This window comes from Citrobacter sp. RHBSTW-00881 (assembly GCF_013728515.1).
Classification (GTDB): domain Bacteria; phylum Pseudomonadota; class Gammaproteobacteria; order Enterobacterales; family Enterobacteriaceae; genus Citrobacter; species Citrobacter braakii.
In genome coordinates, this window is the sequence record NZ_CP056269.1 from 1,649,587 (window position 1) to 1,666,199 (window position 16,613).

The 16,613-nt window shown below is 53.6% G+C and carries 10 protein-coding genes; 2 read left to right on the forward strand and 8 right to left on the reverse strand.

Features of this window, described 5'->3' with window-relative positions; all coding sequences use genetic code 11:
• Positions 1-5: 5 nt before the first annotated feature.
• The gene (nrdA, locus tag HV311_RS07830) at positions 6-2,291 is read right to left on the reverse strand and encodes a class 1a ribonucleoside-diphosphate reductase subunit alpha (protein ID WP_016153798.1); all 2,286 of its coding nucleotides are present in this window, start codon (positions 2,289-2,291) and stop codon (positions 6-8) included.
• A gap of 443 nt (positions 2,292-2,734) precedes the next feature.
• A complete protein-coding gene (ubiG, locus tag HV311_RS07835; protein ID WP_075847744.1) occupies positions 2,735-3,463 on the reverse strand; it encodes a bifunctional 2-polyprenyl-6-hydroxyphenol methylase/3-demethylubiquinol 3-O-methyltransferase UbiG in 729 nt (242 codons plus the stop codon).
• A gap of 158 nt (positions 3,464-3,621) precedes the next feature.
• Here ubiG and gyrA point away from each other — a divergent pair, with 158 nt between their 5' ends.
• Positions 3,622-6,258, forward strand: a complete 2,637-nt coding sequence (gene gyrA, locus HV311_RS07840) for a DNA topoisomerase (ATP-hydrolyzing) subunit A (protein WP_016153796.1) — start codon at positions 3,622-3,624, stop codon at positions 6,256-6,258.
• A gap of 43 nt (positions 6,259-6,301) precedes the next feature.
• Here gyrA and HV311_RS07845 read toward each other — a convergent pair whose 3' ends face one another.
• The 6 genes from HV311_RS07845 to atoS form a co-directional block, all read right to left on the reverse strand.
• On the reverse strand, positions 6,302-7,486 hold the full coding sequence (locus tag HV311_RS07845; RefSeq protein WP_047359204.1) for an acetyl-CoA C-acetyltransferase: 1,185 nt from the start codon (positions 7,484-7,486) through the stop codon (positions 6,302-6,304).
• Between the two features lie 30 nt (positions 7,487-7,516).
• Positions 7,517-8,839: a TIGR00366 family protein gene (locus HV311_RS07850; RefSeq protein WP_016153794.1), complete on the reverse strand. Its 1,323-nt coding sequence runs from the start codon at positions 8,837-8,839 to the stop codon at positions 7,517-7,519.
• Positions 8,836-9,486 carry a 3-oxoacid CoA-transferase subunit B gene (locus HV311_RS07855; protein WP_016157021.1) on the reverse strand — a complete coding sequence of 217 codons (651 nt, stop codon included), beginning with the start codon at positions 9,484-9,486 and terminating at the stop codon, positions 8,836-8,838. The genes HV311_RS07850 and HV311_RS07855 overlap by 4 nt, the downstream gene beginning before the upstream one ends.
• A gap of 2 nt (positions 9,487-9,488) precedes the next feature.
• Positions 9,489-10,148: an acetate CoA-transferase subunit alpha gene (gene atoD / locus HV311_RS07860; protein WP_016153792.1), complete on the reverse strand. Its 660-nt coding sequence runs from the start codon at positions 10,146-10,148 to the stop codon at positions 9,489-9,491.
• A gap of 199 nt (positions 10,149-10,347) precedes the next feature.
• The gene (gene atoC, locus HV311_RS07865) at positions 10,348-11,733 is read right to left on the reverse strand and encodes an acetoacetate metabolism transcriptional regulator AtoC (RefSeq protein ID WP_019077262.1); all 1,386 of its coding nucleotides are present in this window, start codon (positions 11,731-11,733) and stop codon (positions 10,348-10,350) included.
• The gene (gene atoS / locus HV311_RS07870) at positions 11,730-13,568 is read right to left on the reverse strand and encodes a two-component system sensor histidine kinase AtoS (protein ID WP_032947136.1); all 1,839 of its coding nucleotides are present in this window, start codon (positions 13,566-13,568) and stop codon (positions 11,730-11,732) included. Before atoS ends, atoC begins: the two co-directional genes overlap by 4 nt.
• 168 nt (positions 13,569-13,736) lie before the next feature.
• Here atoS and rcsC point away from each other — a divergent pair, with 168 nt between their 5' ends.
• The gene (gene rcsC / locus HV311_RS07875) at positions 13,737-16,583 is read left to right on the forward strand and encodes a two-component system sensor histidine kinase RcsC (RefSeq protein WP_191220938.1); all 2,847 of its coding nucleotides are present in this window, start codon (positions 13,737-13,739) and stop codon (positions 16,581-16,583) included.
• Positions 16,584-16,613: the final 30 nt, after the last annotated feature.

Consider the following 16,613-nt stretch of genomic DNA (forward strand, 5'->3'; position numbering starts at 1 on the left):
GTTCATCAGATCTTACATGCGCCGCTTTCGCAGCCGTCGTCCTGAATGGACGGCACCAGATCGTCCTGAGAATCTTCCGCACCGTCACGGGTGTTTTGATAATACAGCGTTTTGACACCAAATTTGTAGGCGGTGAGCAGGTCTTTCAGCAACTGCTGCATCGGTACTTTTCCGGATGGGAATCGCGACGGATCATAGTTGGTGTTGGCGGAAATCGACTGATCGATAAATTTCTGCATGATACCTACCAGCTGCAAATAGCCATCGTTGTTCGGCATTTCCCACAGCAGTTCGTACGCGTCGTGCAGGTGTTCGTAGTCCGGCACGACCTGGCGCAGAATACCGTCTTTCGACGCTTTGATGCTCACATAGCCGCGCGGTGGTTCAATACCGTTGGTGGCGTTAGAGATCTGCGAAGAGGTCTCCGATGGCATCAGGGCTGACAGCGTGGAGTTACGCAGACCGTGCGTTTTGATGGATTCGCGCAGTTGTTCCCAGTCCAGATGCAGCGGCTCGTTGACAATAGCATCGAGATCTTTTTTATAGGTATCGATCGGCAGAATACCTTTGGAGTAGGTCGTTTCGTTAAACCACGGGCACGCGCCTTGCTCTTTCGCCAGCTCGTTAGAGGCTTTCATCAGGTAATACTGAATGGCTTCAAAGGTTTTGTGAGTCAGGTTGTTCGCGCTGCCGTCAGAATAACGCTTACCGTTTTTCGCCAGCCAGTAGGCGTAGTTGATCACGCCAATACCCAGCGTACGGCGACCCATCGCGCCGCGTTTGGCGGCAGGAATCGGATAATCCTGATAATCGAGCAGCGCATCCAGCGCGCGCACCGCCAATTCGGCCAGCTCTTCCAGCTCGTCCAGGCTGTTGATAGCACCGAGGTTAAATGCGGACAGCGTACACAGCGCAATTTCGCCGTTTTCGTCGTTAACGTCGGTCAGCGGTTTGGTCGGCAGGGCGATTTCCAGGCACAGGTTAGACTGGCGCACCGGAGCGACAATTGGATCAAACGGGCTATGGGTGTTGCAGTGGTCAACGTTCTGAATATAGATACGCCCGGTAGAGGCACGTTCCTGCATCATCAGTGAGAACAGCTCAACGGCTTTCACGCGTTGCTTGCGGATACTGTCGTCGTTTTCATATTTGGTGTACAGACGTTCGAATTCGTCCTGGTCAGCGAAGAACGCATCATACAGGCCTGGAACGTCGGACGGGCTGAACAGCGTGATGTCGCCACCCTTCAGCAGACGGGTGTACATCAGTTTGTTGATCTGTACGCCGTAGTCCATGTGACGCACGCGGTTGCCTTCGACGCCACGGTTGTTTTTCAGGACCAGCAGGCTTTCAACTTCCAGGTGCCACATCGGGTAGAACAGCGTTGCAGCACCGCCGCGTACGCCGCCCTGGGAGCAGGATTTTACCGCGGTCTGGAAGTGCTTGTAGAACGGAATACAACCGGTGTGGAACGCTTCACCGCCGCGGATCGGGCTACCCAGCGCACGGATGCGACCGGCGTTGATACCGATGCCGGCGCGCTGGGAAACGTATTTCACAATCGCGCTGGAGGTGGCGTTGATGGAGTCCAGGCTGTCGCCGCACTCGATCAGTACGCAGGAGCTGAACTGACGGGTAGGGGTACGCACGCCGGACATAATCGGCGTCGGCAGTGAAATTTTAAACGTAGAAACGGCGTCGTAGAAACGTTTTACGTATTGCAGACGCGTTTCACGCGGATAGTTAGAGAACAGGCAGGCCGCTACCAGAATGTAGAGGAACTGCGCGCTTTCATAAATCTCACCGGTAACACGGTTTTGTACCAGGTATTTACCTTCTAACTGCTTCACCGCAGCGTAGGAGAAGGTCATATCACGGTCGTGTACGATGAACGAGTCCATCTGCTTGAACTCTTCTTCCGTGTAGTCTTCCAGCAGATGATTGTCGTATTTGCCCATTTCAACCATTTTCACGACATGGTCGAACAGTTTCGGCGGTTCAAACTCGCCGTAGGCTTTTTTGCGCAGATGGAAAATTGCCAGGCGAGCAGCCAGGTATTGATAATCCGGTGCCTCGCGGGAGATCAGGTCGGCGGCAGCTTTGATGATTGTTTCATGGATATCGGATGTCTTGATACCGTCATAAAACTGAATGTGGGAGCGCAACTCGACCTGAGAAATCGATACGTTATTCAGTCCTTCTGCCGCCCAATCCAGAACTCGGTGGATTTTGTCGAGATTGATGCGCTCTGTACTACCATCACGCTTTGTCACCAGCAGACTCTGATTCATGTGGTTTTTTACCTGTCCGTGAAAGAAAAAATATCCCCCATATTATCCACAAAGTCATGTTGTGACTAAGTCTGTGGATAAATACTATATGTAGGGGTTGTTTGATAAAGTAGACGCTATATGGTGAGTATTCTAGTAGGGATTCTTTTCAGTACAAGAGTTGATTTTGAGGTTAAATTGAGGTTGCAAAAGGGTAATAATCGCTAAGTGCGCGTCTTATAAGGCCTGGCGAGGATGTCAATAATTGAGAAAAAAAATAGAAAATTTGATCGAGTGCTGATTTCTTCATCTAAGGCAAGGTAAGTTCTTATGACCTGGCGCAAAAATTGCCCTGACGATCCTACTCAGGATTGGTAGGCGATGCGCAGGCCCGAAAGCTGCGCACTATCAGGTACGGTGCCGGATTGCGGCGTTGCACGCCTTATCCGGCCGGGTGGAGGAGGTTAATCTGCTTGCGCGGTAGTGTGTACCATATAGTTCACATCAACGCCGGGGCCGAGTTTAAAACTGTTGGTGATCGGGTTGTAGTGCAGGCCGGTCATATGACGCTCTTTCAGCACGGTCTGGTCAACCCACTCTAACAGTTCAGCCGGCTTAATGAATTTTTTCACATCATGCGTGCCTTTTGGCACCATACGCAAAATATATTCCGCGCCGACCACCGCCATTAGCCAGGATTTGCCGTTGCGATTAAGCGTGGAGAAAAACACTTCGCCGCCCGGTTTGACCAGTCTGGCGCAGGCCCTGACCACCGACTGCGGGTCCGGTACGTGCTCCAGCATTTCCATGCAGGTCACAACGTCATACTGATGCGCATGTTTTTCCGCATGTTCTTCAACCGTTTCTTGAACGTATTCCACCTGGATGCCACTCTCCAGCGCATGTAGTTTTGCTACCTGTAACGGTTCAAAGCCCATGTCCAGCCCGGTGACGGTTGCGCCCTCGCGCGCCATGCTTTCCGCCAGAATGCCGCCGCCGCAGCCGACGTCGAGTACCTTTTTACCAAACAGGCCGCCTGAGCGCTCCGTGATATAGCCCAGGCGCAGTGGGTTAATACGGTGCAGTGGCTTAAATTCACCCTCAAGATCCCACCAGCGTGACGCGACTGCTTCAAACTTGGCAATTTCTTCCTGATCAACGTTGTGAGTTACCGGAGGTTTTTCGGCATTCATTGGGGCTTCTACTCCTAAATTTGCGATGCAAATGAGTATATCAGCCTGACGGGATGAATAAAGCCTCTGTCAGGGGGAATCCATTTACCTGAATCTGCACGGATGTGTTATAATTTGCGACCTTTGAATCCGGGATACAGTAGAGGGATAGCGGTTAGATGAGCGACCTTGCGAGAGAAATTACACCGGTCAACATTGAGGAAGAGCTGAAGAGCTCCTATCTGGATTATGCGATGTCGGTCATTGTTGGCCGTGCGCTGCCGGACGTCCGAGATGGCCTGAAGCCGGTTCACCGTCGCGTACTTTACGCCATGAACGTATTGGGCAACGACTGGAATAAAGCCTATAAAAAATCTGCCCGTGTCGTTGGTGACGTAATCGGTAAATACCACCCTCATGGTGATACCGCCGTTTACGACACCATTGTTCGTATGGCGCAGCCATTCTCCTTGCGTTACATGCTGGTAGATGGTCAGGGTAACTTTGGTTCTGTCGATGGCGACTCCGCAGCGGCGATGCGTTATACGGAAATCCGTATGTCGAAAATCGCCCATGAGCTGATGGCTGACCTGGAAAAAGAAACGGTGGATTTCGTCGATAACTACGACGGCACCGAACAAATTCCTGACGTCATGCCAACCAAAATTCCTAACCTGCTGGTGAACGGCTCGTCCGGTATCGCGGTAGGTATGGCGACCAACATTCCGCCGCACAACCTGACGGAAGTGATCAACGGCTGCCTGGCATACATTGACGATGAAGACATCAGCATTGAAGGGCTGATGGAACATATTCCGGGTCCGGACTTCCCGACCGCCGCGATCATCAACGGTCGTCGTGGTATTGAAGAAGCCTACCGTACCGGCCGTGGCAAAGTGTACATTCGCGCACGCGCGGAAGTCGAAGCGGATGCCAAAACTGGCCGTGAAACCATCATCGTCCATGAAATTCCGTATCAGGTGAACAAAGCGCGCCTGATCGAGAAAATCGCCGAGCTGGTAAAAGACAAACGCGTTGAAGGTATCAGCGCGCTGCGTGACGAGTCTGACAAAGACGGTATGCGCATCGTGATTGAAGTGAAACGCGACGCAGTCGGGGAAGTGGTTCTGAACAACCTCTACTCCCAGACCCAACTGCAGGTTTCTTTCGGTATCAACATGGTTGCGTTGCACCATGGACAGCCGAAAATCATGAACCTGAAAGATATTATTGCTGCGTTTGTACGTCACCGCCGTGAAGTCGTAACCCGCCGTACTATCTTTGAACTGCGTAAAGCCCGCGACCGTGCGCACATCCTTGAAGCGCTGGCGATTGCGCTGGCGAACATCGATCCGATCATCGAACTGATCCGCCGTGCGCCGACCCCGGCAGAAGCGAAAGCAGCGCTGGTCGCGCGTTCGTGGGAGCTGGGTAACGTTTCTGCCATGTTGGAACGTGCCGGCGATGATGCCGCGCGTCCTGAATGGCTGGAACCGGAATTTGGCGTGCGTGACGGTCAGTACTACCTGACTGAACAGCAGGCCCAGGCCATTCTGGATCTGCGTTTGCAGAAACTGACCGGCCTTGAGCACGAAAAACTGCTCGACGAATACAAAGAGCTGCTGGAGCAGATCGCTGAACTGCTGCACATTCTGGGCAGCGCCGATCGTCTGATGGAAGTCATCCGTGAAGAGATGGAGCTGATTCGTGAACAGTTCGGCGACGCACGTCGGACCGAAATCACCGCGAACAGCGCTGACATCAACATCGAAGATCTGATTAGCCAGGAAGATGTTGTCGTGACCTTGTCTCATCAGGGCTACGTGAAATATCAGCCGTTAACCGATTACGAAGCGCAGCGTCGTGGCGGTAAAGGCAAATCTGCAGCACGAATTAAAGAAGAAGACTTTATCGACCGCCTGCTGGTGGCCAACACCCATGACACGATCCTCTGCTTCTCCAGCCGCGGTCGTTTGTACTGGATGAAGGTTTATCAGTTGCCGGAAGCAAGCCGTGGTGCGCGTGGACGTCCTATCGTCAACCTGCTGCCACTGGAAGCTAACGAACGTATCACCGCAATTCTGCCAGTACGTGAGTACGAAGAAGGCGTCAACGTCTTCATGGCAACCGCCAGCGGTACCGTGAAGAAAACAGCGCTGACCGAGTTCAGCCGTCCGCGTTCAGCCGGTATCATTGCGGTTAACCTGAACGAAGGCGATGAGCTGATTGGTGTCGACCTGACGTCTGGCAGTGACGAAGTTATGCTGTTCTCTGCTGCCGGTAAAGTGGTGCGCTTCAAAGAGGGGGCTGTTCGTCCGATGGGACGTACCGCGACCGGCGTACGCGGTATCAAACTGGCGGAAAGCGACAGCGTGGTATCGCTGATCGTTCCGCGCGGTGAAGGTGCTATCCTCACCGTTACCCAGAACGGCTACGGTAAACGTACGGCGGCGGAAGAGTATCCGACCAAGTCTCGTGCGACCCAGGGCGTTATCTCCATCAAAGTCACCGAGCGCAACGGTTCCGTTGTCGGCGCAGTGCAGGTTGAAGATACCGACCAGATCATGATGATCACCGATGCAGGTACGCTGGTGCGTACTCGCGTGTCGGAAATCAGCGTGGTAGGGCGTAACACCCAGGGCGTTATCCTCATCCGTACTGCGGAAGATGAAAACGTTGTGGGTCTGCAACGCGTTGCTGAACCGGTTGATGATGAAGAGCTCGACTCCATCGACGGTAGCGCTGCTGAAGGGGACGAGGATATCGCGCCTGAAGCGGAAAGCGATGACGATGCAGCGGACGACGCTGAAGAGTAATTAAGACGTGATAAAAAGGGCCGGAAATATCCGGCCCTTTTTTTTAATTCATTCGCTCCACTATCATCGCAATGCCCTGACCGCCGCCGATGCACAGCGTGGCCAGTCCAAGCGTTTGATCCCGTGCCTGTAGCGCATGCAGCAGCGTCACCAGTATTCGCGCGCCGCTGGCGCCAATAGGGTGTCCCAGCGCAATTGCCCCACCGTTGACGTTAACCTTTTGCGGATCAAATCCCAGCGTTTTACCAACGGCAAGAAACTGAGCAGCAAATGCCTCGTTAGCTTCGATCAGATCGATATCAGAAAGCTGTAAGCCGCTCAGTTGCAGTGCCTTCAGCGTGGCGGGAACCGGCCCCATGCCCATCATAGCCGGAGCTACGCCGCCACTGGCCCAGGCTTTGATCCGCGCCAGTGGCTTCAGCCCAGCCTCCAGTGCTGCCGACTCTTCCATTATCACTAATGCCGCTGCACCGTCGTTGATCCCCGAGGCGTTACCTGCGGTGACGGTTCCTGCTTTATCAAAGGCTGGACGCAATGCGGCGAGGCCTTCTGCCGTCGAGTCAGCTTTGGGGAATTCGTCACGCTCAAAGATGATGGTTTTCTTCCGTGATGACACGCTGACGGGCACTATTTCAGCCTCAAATGCGCCAGACTCGATTGCGGCAACGGCTTTACGCTGCGACTGCAGAGCCAGTTCATCCTGCATTTCGCGGCTGATGCCATACTCTTTGGCAACATTTTCTGCAGTGATCCCCATGTGGTAACCATGCTCGGCGCAGATCAGGCCGTCGCGCAGAATCACGTCGGACAATTGCCCGTCACCGAGGCGATAGCCCCAGCGGGCTTTTGCGTCTAACAGATAGGGGGCCAGGCTCATGTTTTCCATCCCACCCGCGACGATCGCCTGGGCTTGTCCGGCCTTGATAGCGAGGGCGGCAAGCGCCACGCTTTTCAGGCCAGAGCCGCACACTTTGTTGACGGTAAAGCCGCAAACGGTGTCGGACAGGCCGCTTTTTAATAATGCCTGACGCGCTGGGTTTTGCCCGAGTCCTGACTGCAGCACGTTGCCCATAATCACCTCGTCCACGCGCTGTGGGTCAAGGTGCGCACGTTCAAGAGCGGCTCTAATGACGGTTGATCCAAGCTCGACGGCACCCGTAGTTGCCAGTGCGCCGTTAAAACTGCCGATTGCGGTACGTGCCGCGCTGACGATGACACAGTTTTTCATTTTTCAGTTCCTTTAATTAAGTTGTTGCCGTCAGAACAAGGTCAATCCAATAACAAAAATGACGCCGGAGAAGAGCAGGGCGGTGATGCAGTAGCCCATAATGTCGCGTACTCCGAGACCGGCGATGGCCAGCGCGGGTAGCGCCCAGAACGGTTGTGCCATGTTCATCCACTGCTCACCGTAGGCGATGGCCATGACTGATTTGCCAAGATCGGCACCCAGCGCCTGAGCGGCAGGCATGACGAACGGTCCCTGAATAACCCAATGGCCACCGCCGGATGGCACGGCAAAGTTAATCAGTGCTGAACTGAAGAAAGTCATCAGTGGGAAGGTATCTTTGTTGGCAACGTTGATGAAAAATTCAGTAATGAGCCCACCGAGGCCGGAGTGCTCCATCATCAACTGAATGCCGGCATAGAAGGGGAATTGCACCAGAATCCCGGCGGTGCTGCGTGCCGCAGCACTGACGGCGCGCATATAGGCCATCGGCGTTTTGTGCAGCAGCAGACCGGCAATCATAAACATCAGGTTGACGGTATTGATGGTGATGTTGAAACCCTTCTCGGCAAAGTAGATACCCAGATAGGCAATCCCTAATGCACCGATGATCAACGCCAGAATGCGGCTCTCTTCCAGTTTTTCAGATGGCGGCGCATCCGGCGGCAGTTTCTTTTGAAAATCAGCTTCTTCCAGTAACAGTTTCGGATCGATGCTCACCACATCTGAAGGTTTTGGCGTCATCATCCGGGTGATAAACGGCATCACCACAATCAGGCCGAGCGTGATGAAAATATTGAAGCCGGTGAACAGGGTATCTGCGACAGGAATGAGGCCCGCTACGTGCTCGACCGGGTTGCCAGGCGTTGCCGCCAGCAAAGGCATTGAGCCGGAGAAGCCGCCGCCCCAGGTCAGGAACCCGATGTAGGCGCAGGCAATCAGTAACGGATAATCGGAACCCGGTACCCGACGAGCAACTTCGCGGGCGAACATCGCCCCGACCACCAGACCAAATCCCCAGTTAATAACGCAGGCAACTGAACCAAAAAAAGTCACCAGCATGACGCCCTGAGCGGGGGTTTTGGCGGCGGATGCCGCCGTACGCAGCAGGCTTTTCACCGGCCCGGAACTGGCTAACGCATGGCCGGTTACGATGATCAGCGCCATCTGCATACCAAACGCCAGCAGGTTCCAGAAACCGTCACCCCAGAATTTCACCATGCTGATGGGGGTCTGCGGCGTTAACCACAGCGCGATGCCAAAGGTCAGCAACGTTAATAACATGGCGAAAATCAGTGGGTCGGGCAGCCAGCGGCTGACTACCCGTGTCATAAAGCGAGCGATGCGGCCAATCATGCGTCACCTCGCAGGATGCGCAGATCGTCGGCAATTTCAAACTGTGCTTCGGTTTTTTCACATAGCGTGGCGATGTCGCATCCTTCGACGATTTCAGTCAGCCACATCTTGCCATCTATAAAGCGGAATACAGCCAGCTCGGTGACCAGCATATGCACAGCATGCTGTGCAGTGAGCGGCATGGTGCATTGACGCAGGATTTTTGCGGAGCCGTCTTTTGCGCAATGCTCCATGGCGATAATGACTTTACGCGCACCGGTCACCAGATCCATTGCGCCACCCATGCCGGGCACCATCTTGCCGGGAACCACCCAGTTGGCGAGGTTTGCTTGCTCATCGACCTGCAACCCGCCAAGCACACAGGCATCAACATGACCGCCGCGAATCAACGCGAACGACATGGCGCTATCAAACATCGCCGCGCCCGGCAAAATACCGCACGGTTGGCCGCCCGCGTTCACCAGGTCAGGATGGGCGGTGGTAACTGGGCCCAGTCCCAGAAAACCGTTCTCAGATTGCAGCGTAATGTGAATATCAGCAGGTAAGTAGTTGGCTACCATCGTTGGCAGGCCGATACCTAAGTTGACGATATCGCCATCGCGAAGTTCTTGCGCCACCCGGCGCGCAATACGTTGTTTAGCATCCATGATTAGCTCTCCTGTGGAATGACGATATGGTCGATAACGGCGGCGGGGGTCACAATCTGGTCAGGCTGCAGCTCCCCTGTTTCAACCATTTCGTCCGGTTCGACCAGCGTGATATCAGCGGCGAGGGCAATCAGAGGGTTAAAGTTACGGGCGCTGAGCTGGTAGGTGAGGTTGCCAAGCATGTCAGAGCGGTGGGCGCGAATAAGCGCTAAATCGGCGCGTAATGGGCGTTCAAGCAGCCAGGTTTTACCCTCAAGCGTCATGGTTTGCTTGCCTTCTTCCACGATGGTGCCAACGCCAGTGGGGGTCAGAAAGCCGCCAAGACCCGCGCCGCCGCAGCGAATCTGCTCGATCAGGGTACCTTGCGGAACCAGCTGTACATCCATCTCGCCGGCAATCATGCGACGACCGGTTTCCGGGTTTGTACCAATGTGCGAGGCAATCACTTTGCTCACCCGCCCATTGACGATCAGGGGTCCGATACCGGTATCGACAAAGGCGGTATCGTTAGCAATCAGCGTCAGATCTCTGACGCCGGACTCCAGCAGGGCTTCAACCAGACGAGGTGGTGTGCCAACGCCCATAAAACCACCGACCATGATGGTCATGCCGTCACGAAAGAAGCCCGCAGCGTCTTGTAAGGTAATCAGTTTTGTTTTCATTATGTTTCCCTTTTTGCATACTCCATTTTGGGTACGCTCAGGGAATTGCAAGCAGGGTGCCAGAATGACTAAAGAAACGTATTAATGTTTAGTTTATTGAATTTATTGGTTTATTTTTGTGGTCTTGGTGAAAGGAGACCACGAGGGGTTATGCAGAATTTTGCGCAGTGTGCAAAATTCTGCATAGCAAATTTGCGTATCAGGAACCTGATGGGTCGATGCCGTACTCTTGTAATTTATACATTAAAGCGCGACGGCTAATTCCCAGCATCAGCGCCGTGCGGGTGCGATTACCGTCCTGATTGTCGAGGACTTCGAGGATAATTCGTTTTTCCTCACGTTTAATCTCTTCTTTCAGATTGCGTTCCCCGGAGTAAGTCGGTTTTGTTTCTGTTGTGGCGCTCACCGGGTTGCGCAACGGGTCGGGGAGATCGTCGGCAAAGATCACCGCACCGGTATTCATAACGACTGCACGTTCGATGACGTTTGACAGTTCGCGAATGTTACCGGGCCAGGGCCAGGCGGTGAGGATCGACATCGCCGTCGGGTCGATTTCGATAATATCCCGCTGATTTTCAGAGCTGAATTTTTGTAAAAAGTGGTTTGCTAATAAGGCAATATCTTCACGACGCTCGCGTAAGGGCGGCAAAGTCAGATGGATAACGTTGAGCCGGTAAAACAGGTCTTCGCGAAACGTTCCTTCCTTCACCATCGTTTGCAGACAGCGGTTGGTGGCGGCGACGATTCGAATGTCAACGCGAATGGTCTGGTGCCCGCCGATGCGTTCAAACTCCCTCTCCTGCAAAATGCGCAGCAGCTTGGCCTGCAGCACCAGCGGCATCTCGCCAATTTCATCAAGCAATAAAGTTCCCTGATGAGCGCGTTCGAACAATCCCTGGCGTAATGTCTGTGCCCCGGTAAACGCGCCTTTTTCGTGACCAAATAGCTCGCTTTCCAACAACGACTCCGGCAGGGCCGCGCAGTTAATTTTGATAAAGGGGCCATTGGCGCGTTTGCTGTTGTAGTGAATGGCGCGGGCGATCAGCTCCTTTCCTGTGCCGCTTTCACCGCTAATCAACACGTTTGCCTGGGAGAGGGCGATTTTCGCCGTATCTTTACAGATATCCATCATACGCGGGCTGGTGGTCAGAATGTGTCCCCACTGCCAGCTGGTGGTCAACGCTTTATGCAGATTGCGGATTTCCTGTTTCATCTCCTGCAGTTGCAATGCGCGTTGAATCACCATGCTTAGCTCGTCGAGATCAAAGGGCTTAATCACGTAGTCGAATGCGCCGCTACGTAAAGCTTCTACTGCGGTTTCTACTTCAGCGTAAGCGGTCATCAGAATGACGGGGATCCGTGGTTGCTGCGTGCGCATAACTTTCAGCGCGTCGATACCGTCCATCTCCGGCATGCGAATGTCCATCAGCACCACGTCTGGCTGCGTTTCGCTAAACAGGCTCAGCGCGGCTTTCCCGTCGCTGGCGCAATGTGTCTCATGCCCTTGCAGGGAAAATGCGGTGGCAAGCATACGGCGAACATTTTCTTCATCATCAACGATGAGAATACGATAGGTCGTTTTCATTCTGACGGATTTCCCTGCGGGTTAAGAGGTAAAATCAGAGTGAATATCGCCCCGCAGCCAGGCTGGCTGGTTACGTGGATATCCCCCTGATGCGCGTTAATGATGCGCTGGCTCAGCGCCAGTCCAAGACCGGTGCCTGATGCTTTTGTCGTAAAAAAGGGATCGAATATTTTCTTCTGTATGGCGAGATCGATACCGTTGCCATTATCTTCAATCATCACGGCCTGTTGCGAGGCCGAGTATTGCCAGGTACGGATGCGAATTTCGCCTCGCGCAGCGATCGCCTGCACCGCATTGATTAAAATATTGAGGATCACCTGTTTGAGAAGCTCGCGATCGGCGACGATCGGCGGCAGGCTGGGATCTAATTCCGTTGTAAAGGCGATCCGTGCCTGCAGGCCAGCGGTTTGCACCAGGATTAGCGTCTCTTCAATGAGCGCATTGAGCCGAATCTGTTGCCACTGGCTTTGTCGTGGGCGAGAGAAATCTAACAGTTGTTGAATAACTTTATTGATGGAATCAATTTCATTCAGCACAACAGATAAATATTCCTGATGTTCCGGCAGCGAGGTTTGCTGGCGGATGATCTGGACGTAGCCACGAATTGCGGTCAGCGGGTTTCGCACTTCATGCGCGACGCCGGCCATCAGCTCACCCAGGGTGGCAAGCCTTTCGGTTTGCGCCAGCCGACGCTGGGTCTCTTTACGGGCGGTTAAATCGGAGAAAATAACCAGCGCGCCAATCAGCTCGCCGTGTGCGTTATGGATCCGACTGGTGGTTACACTGATCTCAATGGTGCGTTCACGTCCTGGAAAGCTAATCTCCTGGGCCACATGTTCAGTACCGTGCTCAAGGGTGTCCAGTACCGGGCTATAAAACTGCGTATTGGCAAAGAGCGTCGCATAGGGCTGTCCGACCAGCTCATGCAGCGTGTAGCCCGTTATCTGTTCTGCCGCCGGGTTCATGGTGGTAACGTCGCCTTGCCTGTCGATGGCGATCACGCCATCTGCGGCATTTTCAATGATCAGATCGTTAAGGGTTTTGGTTTCCCGTAGCGTTTGTGCCAGCGCATTGACGCTACGGCTGATTTGTCCTAACTCGCCGGGGAGTTCAGGCAATCGGGTAGGGGTTTTTTGTGCCAGCGTGGAAAGCCCATCGGTGATGATGTCGATATTCGCACTGAGTCGGCGTGAGAAGTGCACGATGAGCAGCAGACTACAGATGAGCCCGGCAACCAGTACGGCAATAATCCTGACGTCCATTCTCCAGGCCTGCTGGCGGATATCTTCGGTGAGCTCATTGGCCCAGATATACCCAATAACCTCTCCCTGGCGCGCTATTGGGATCATCGAGTTGAGTATGTCGCCGCGAACCTGTCGCCCGGAATAGACCACAGGCGCGTTACTACTCATCACTTCGCGTCCGGGATGATCCTCGGTGATGGTGATACCTACGTTGCCTTGGTAAAGCGCGGAGGGGGCGTAGGTGATAATGGCATCCAGCGCTTTGTGATAATACCCGGCGCCAATGCCGGGAAACGCTTGCGTAATGCGCTCGGTGATGGGGGCCAACTCTTGATTAAGCGCGCGAATGCGTGCTTCACGCGGCAAATTTGGGTAGTGACTAAAGCGGTCGCCCAGCGCATCGTTTAGCAGGGTTATCACCGATGACAGTTTTTTCTCTTTTTCAGATAAGACTGCTGAACGGCCTTCAGTTTCTACGATATAACCTATAGATATCGTCGGAATGATGACCATCAGGATGGCCATCATGATCATTTGGTTGCGTAATCGTCGTGGGTATAACCGACGAGCCAGCCATCTCAGGTCGCGCATTCTGACATCCGTGCAGTGTTTTTCAGGCAAACGACGATTATCACGGGTTAAGACAATGGTTTCAGAGCGGTGTATCATATTCCCGTAAAGAGAGGGCATTGCGACGCCGGACATTTACCGCTACCTTAACCACACTCTATTAATGCCCTGAGGCGGAGCTTCGCCCCTTTGAAATACCTTGCTTCCGTTCATTCAACGCTAAAAGTCTCACGCTATCTGTTCAGGGCGTTGGCGCTCCTGATATGGGGACTAATCGCATTTGCCTCCGTTTTCTACATCGTGAATGCGCTGCACCAGAGAGAGTCCGAGATTCACCAGGAGCTTAACCTCAGTTCCGATCAGGCCCAACGTTACATTCAGCGCACCTCTGATGTGATTAAGGAGCTGAAATATATCGCGGAGAATCGCTTAACGGCGGAAAACGGCGTGATGTCGTTGCGCGCGCGGGATGATAAAACCGCCGTGCCAAACTTCGAGCCGCTGTTTGCCGACTCCGACTGCTCGGTGATGGGCAACGCCTGGCGAGGTTCGCTGGAATCGCTGGCGTGGTTTATGCGCTACTGGCGGGATAACTTTTCCGCGGCCTATGATTTGAATCGTGTGTTCCTGATCGGCAGCGACAACCTTTGCATGGCCAATTTCGGTCTGCGTGATATGCCTGTCGAACGTGACGGGGCGTTGAAGGCGCTGCATGAGCGCATTATTAAGTATCGCAATGCACCGCAGGACGAAAATGGTAATAACCTGTTCTGGATTAGCCAGGGGCCGCGGCCGGGAATAGGCTATTTCTATGCGCTGACGCCGGTTTATCTCGCTAATCGCCTGCAGGCGCTGTTGGGTGTGGAACAGCCTATCCGCATGGAGAACTTTTTCACGCCGGGCAGTTTGCCGATGGGAGTGACCATCCTTGATGAAAATGGTCATGCGCTGATTTCGCTCACCGGCCCCGAGGGGAATATTAAGGCTGAACCTCGCTGGATGCAGGAGCGCTCCTGGTTTGGCTATACGTCGGGTTTTCACGAACTGGTGCTGAAGAAAAACCTGCCCCCGTCATCGCTAAGCATTGTTTATTCAGTACCGGTCGACCTGGTGCTGGAGCGGATCCGCATGATGATCCTGAACGCTATTCTGCTGAATGTGCTGGTTGGCGCGGCGTTATTTATGCTCACGCGCATGTATGAGCGGCGCATTTTTATTCCTGCGGAAAGCGATGCCCAGCGTCTGGAAGAGCACGAGCAGTTTAACCGTAAAATCGTGGCTTCTGCGCCGGTTGGGATTTGTATTCTGCGTACGATAGATGGCATTAACATCCTGAGTAATGAGCTGGCGCACACCTATCTCAATATGCTGACGCATGAAGACCGGCAACGGTTAACGCAAATTATCTGTGGCCAGCAGGTCAATTTTGTTGATGTGCTGACCAGCAACAATACCAATCTGCAAATCAGCTTTGTGCACTCGCGCTATCGTAATGAAAACGTGGCAATTTGCGTGCTGGTTGACATCAGCGCGCGCGTTAAAATGGAAGAGTCGTTGCAGGAGATGGCGCAGGCGGCGGAGCAGGCGAGCCAGTCAAAATCGATGTTCCTTGCGACGGTAAGCCACGAGCTGCGTACGCCGCTGTATGGCATTATCGGTAACCTTGATTTGTTGCAAACCAAAGAGTTACCCAACGGAGTGGATCGCCTGGTGACGGCGATGAACAACTCTTCCAGCCTGCTGTTGAAGATTATCAGCGATATTCTCGATTTCTCGAAAATTGAATCTGAACAGCTGAAGATTGAACCGCGCGAGTTTTCACCGCGTGAAGTAATGAATCATATTACGGCTAACTATCTGCCGCTGGTGGTTCGCAAACAGCTGGGGTTGTACTGCTTTATCGACCCGAATGTACCGGTGGCGCTCAATGGTGATCCGATGCGTTTGCAGCAGGTGATTTCCAATCTACTGAGTAATGCTATCAAGTTTACCGATACCGGCTGCATTGTGCTGCACGTGCAGTGCAACGAAGACTATCTCAGTATTCGCGTGCGTGATACCGGGGTTGGGATCCCTGCCAAAGAGGTCGTCCGCTTGTTCGATCCTTTCTTCCAGGTGGGAACCGGCGTACAGCGTAATTTCCAGGGAACCGGGCTTGGTTTGGCTATCTGTGAAAAACTGATCAGCATGATGGATGGGGATATTTCCGTCGATTCTGAACCGGGAATGGGTAGCCAGTTTATGCTGCGTATTCCGCTTTATGGCGCGCAGTACCCGCTGAAAAAAGGTATCGAAGGGCTTGTCGGTAAACGTTGCTGGCTGGCGGTGCGTAACGCGTCGCTGTACCAGTTTATTGAATCCAGTCTGGCGCGTAACGGGATGGCGGTGCAGTGCTATGAGGGACAGCAACCGGATGCAGATGACCTGCTGATTGCCGACGATGTGCTGGACCAGGCGTGGCAGGGACGCGCCGCGGTGATTTTCTGCCGTCGTCATATCGGTATTCCGCTGGAAAGGGGGCCAGGAGAGTGGGTGCACAGCGTGGCATCGCCTCACGAATTGCCCGCGCTGTTGGCGCATATCTACAGCCTTGAGCTGAGCAGTGAAGAGCTTTCAACGGCGTTGCCAGCCCCGGATAAAGTTGCTGCAACTAACGATGACATGATGATTCTGGTGGTCGACGATCATCCTATCAACAGGCGTTTACTGGCCGATCAGTTGGGATCGTTGGGATATCAGTGTAAAACCGCGAATGACGGCGTGGACGCACTCAATGTACTGAGTAAAAACCATATCGACATCGTGCTGAGCGACGTTAACATGCCGAACATGGATGGTTATCGTCTGACCCAGCGTATTCGCCAGTTAGGATTAACCCTGCCGGTTGTCGGCGTGACGGCCAACGCGCTGGCTGAAGAGAAGCAGCGTTGTCTGGAGTCAGGTATGGATAGCTGTCTGTCTAAGCCGGTGACGTTAGATGTATTGAAGCAAACGTTGACGGTCTATGCGGAAAGAGTGAGAAAGGCGCGGGAATAAAAGAGGCCGGATGGCGCGTTTGCCTTATCT

What these genes read in the sequence shown, in the direction of transcription:
- nrdA (WP_016153798.1), bottom strand. Translation starts at nt 2,291, where the DNA reads ATGAATCAGAGTCTGCTGGTGACAAAGCGTGATGGTAGTACAGAGCGC.
- ubiG (WP_075847744.1), bottom strand. Translation starts at nt 3,463, where the DNA reads ATGAATGCCGAAAAACCTCCGGTAACTCACAACGTTGATCAGGAAGAA.
- gyrA (WP_016153796.1), top strand. Translation starts at nt 3,622, where the DNA reads ATGAGCGACCTTGCGAGAGAAATTACACCGGTCAACATTGAGGAAGAG.
- HV311_RS07845 (WP_047359204.1), bottom strand. Translation starts at nt 7,486, where the DNA reads ATGAAAAACTGTGTCATCGTCAGCGCGGCACGTACCGCAATCGGCAGT.
- HV311_RS07850 (WP_016153794.1), bottom strand. Translation starts at nt 8,839, where the DNA reads ATGATTGGCCGCATCGCTCGCTTTATGACACGGGTAGTCAGCCGCTGG.
- HV311_RS07855 (WP_016157021.1), bottom strand. Translation starts at nt 9,486, where the DNA reads ATGGATGCTAAACAACGTATTGCGCGCCGGGTGGCGCAAGAACTTCGC.
- atoD (WP_016153792.1), bottom strand. Translation starts at nt 10,148, where the DNA reads ATGAAAACAAAACTGATTACCTTACAAGACGCTGCGGGCTTCTTTCGT.
- atoC (WP_019077262.1), bottom strand. Translation starts at nt 11,733, where the DNA reads ATGAAAACGACCTATCGTATTCTCATCGTTGATGATGAAGAAAATGTT.
- atoS (WP_032947136.1), bottom strand. Translation starts at nt 13,568, where the DNA reads ATGCGCGACCTGAGATGGCTGGCTCGTCGGTTATACCCACGACGATTA.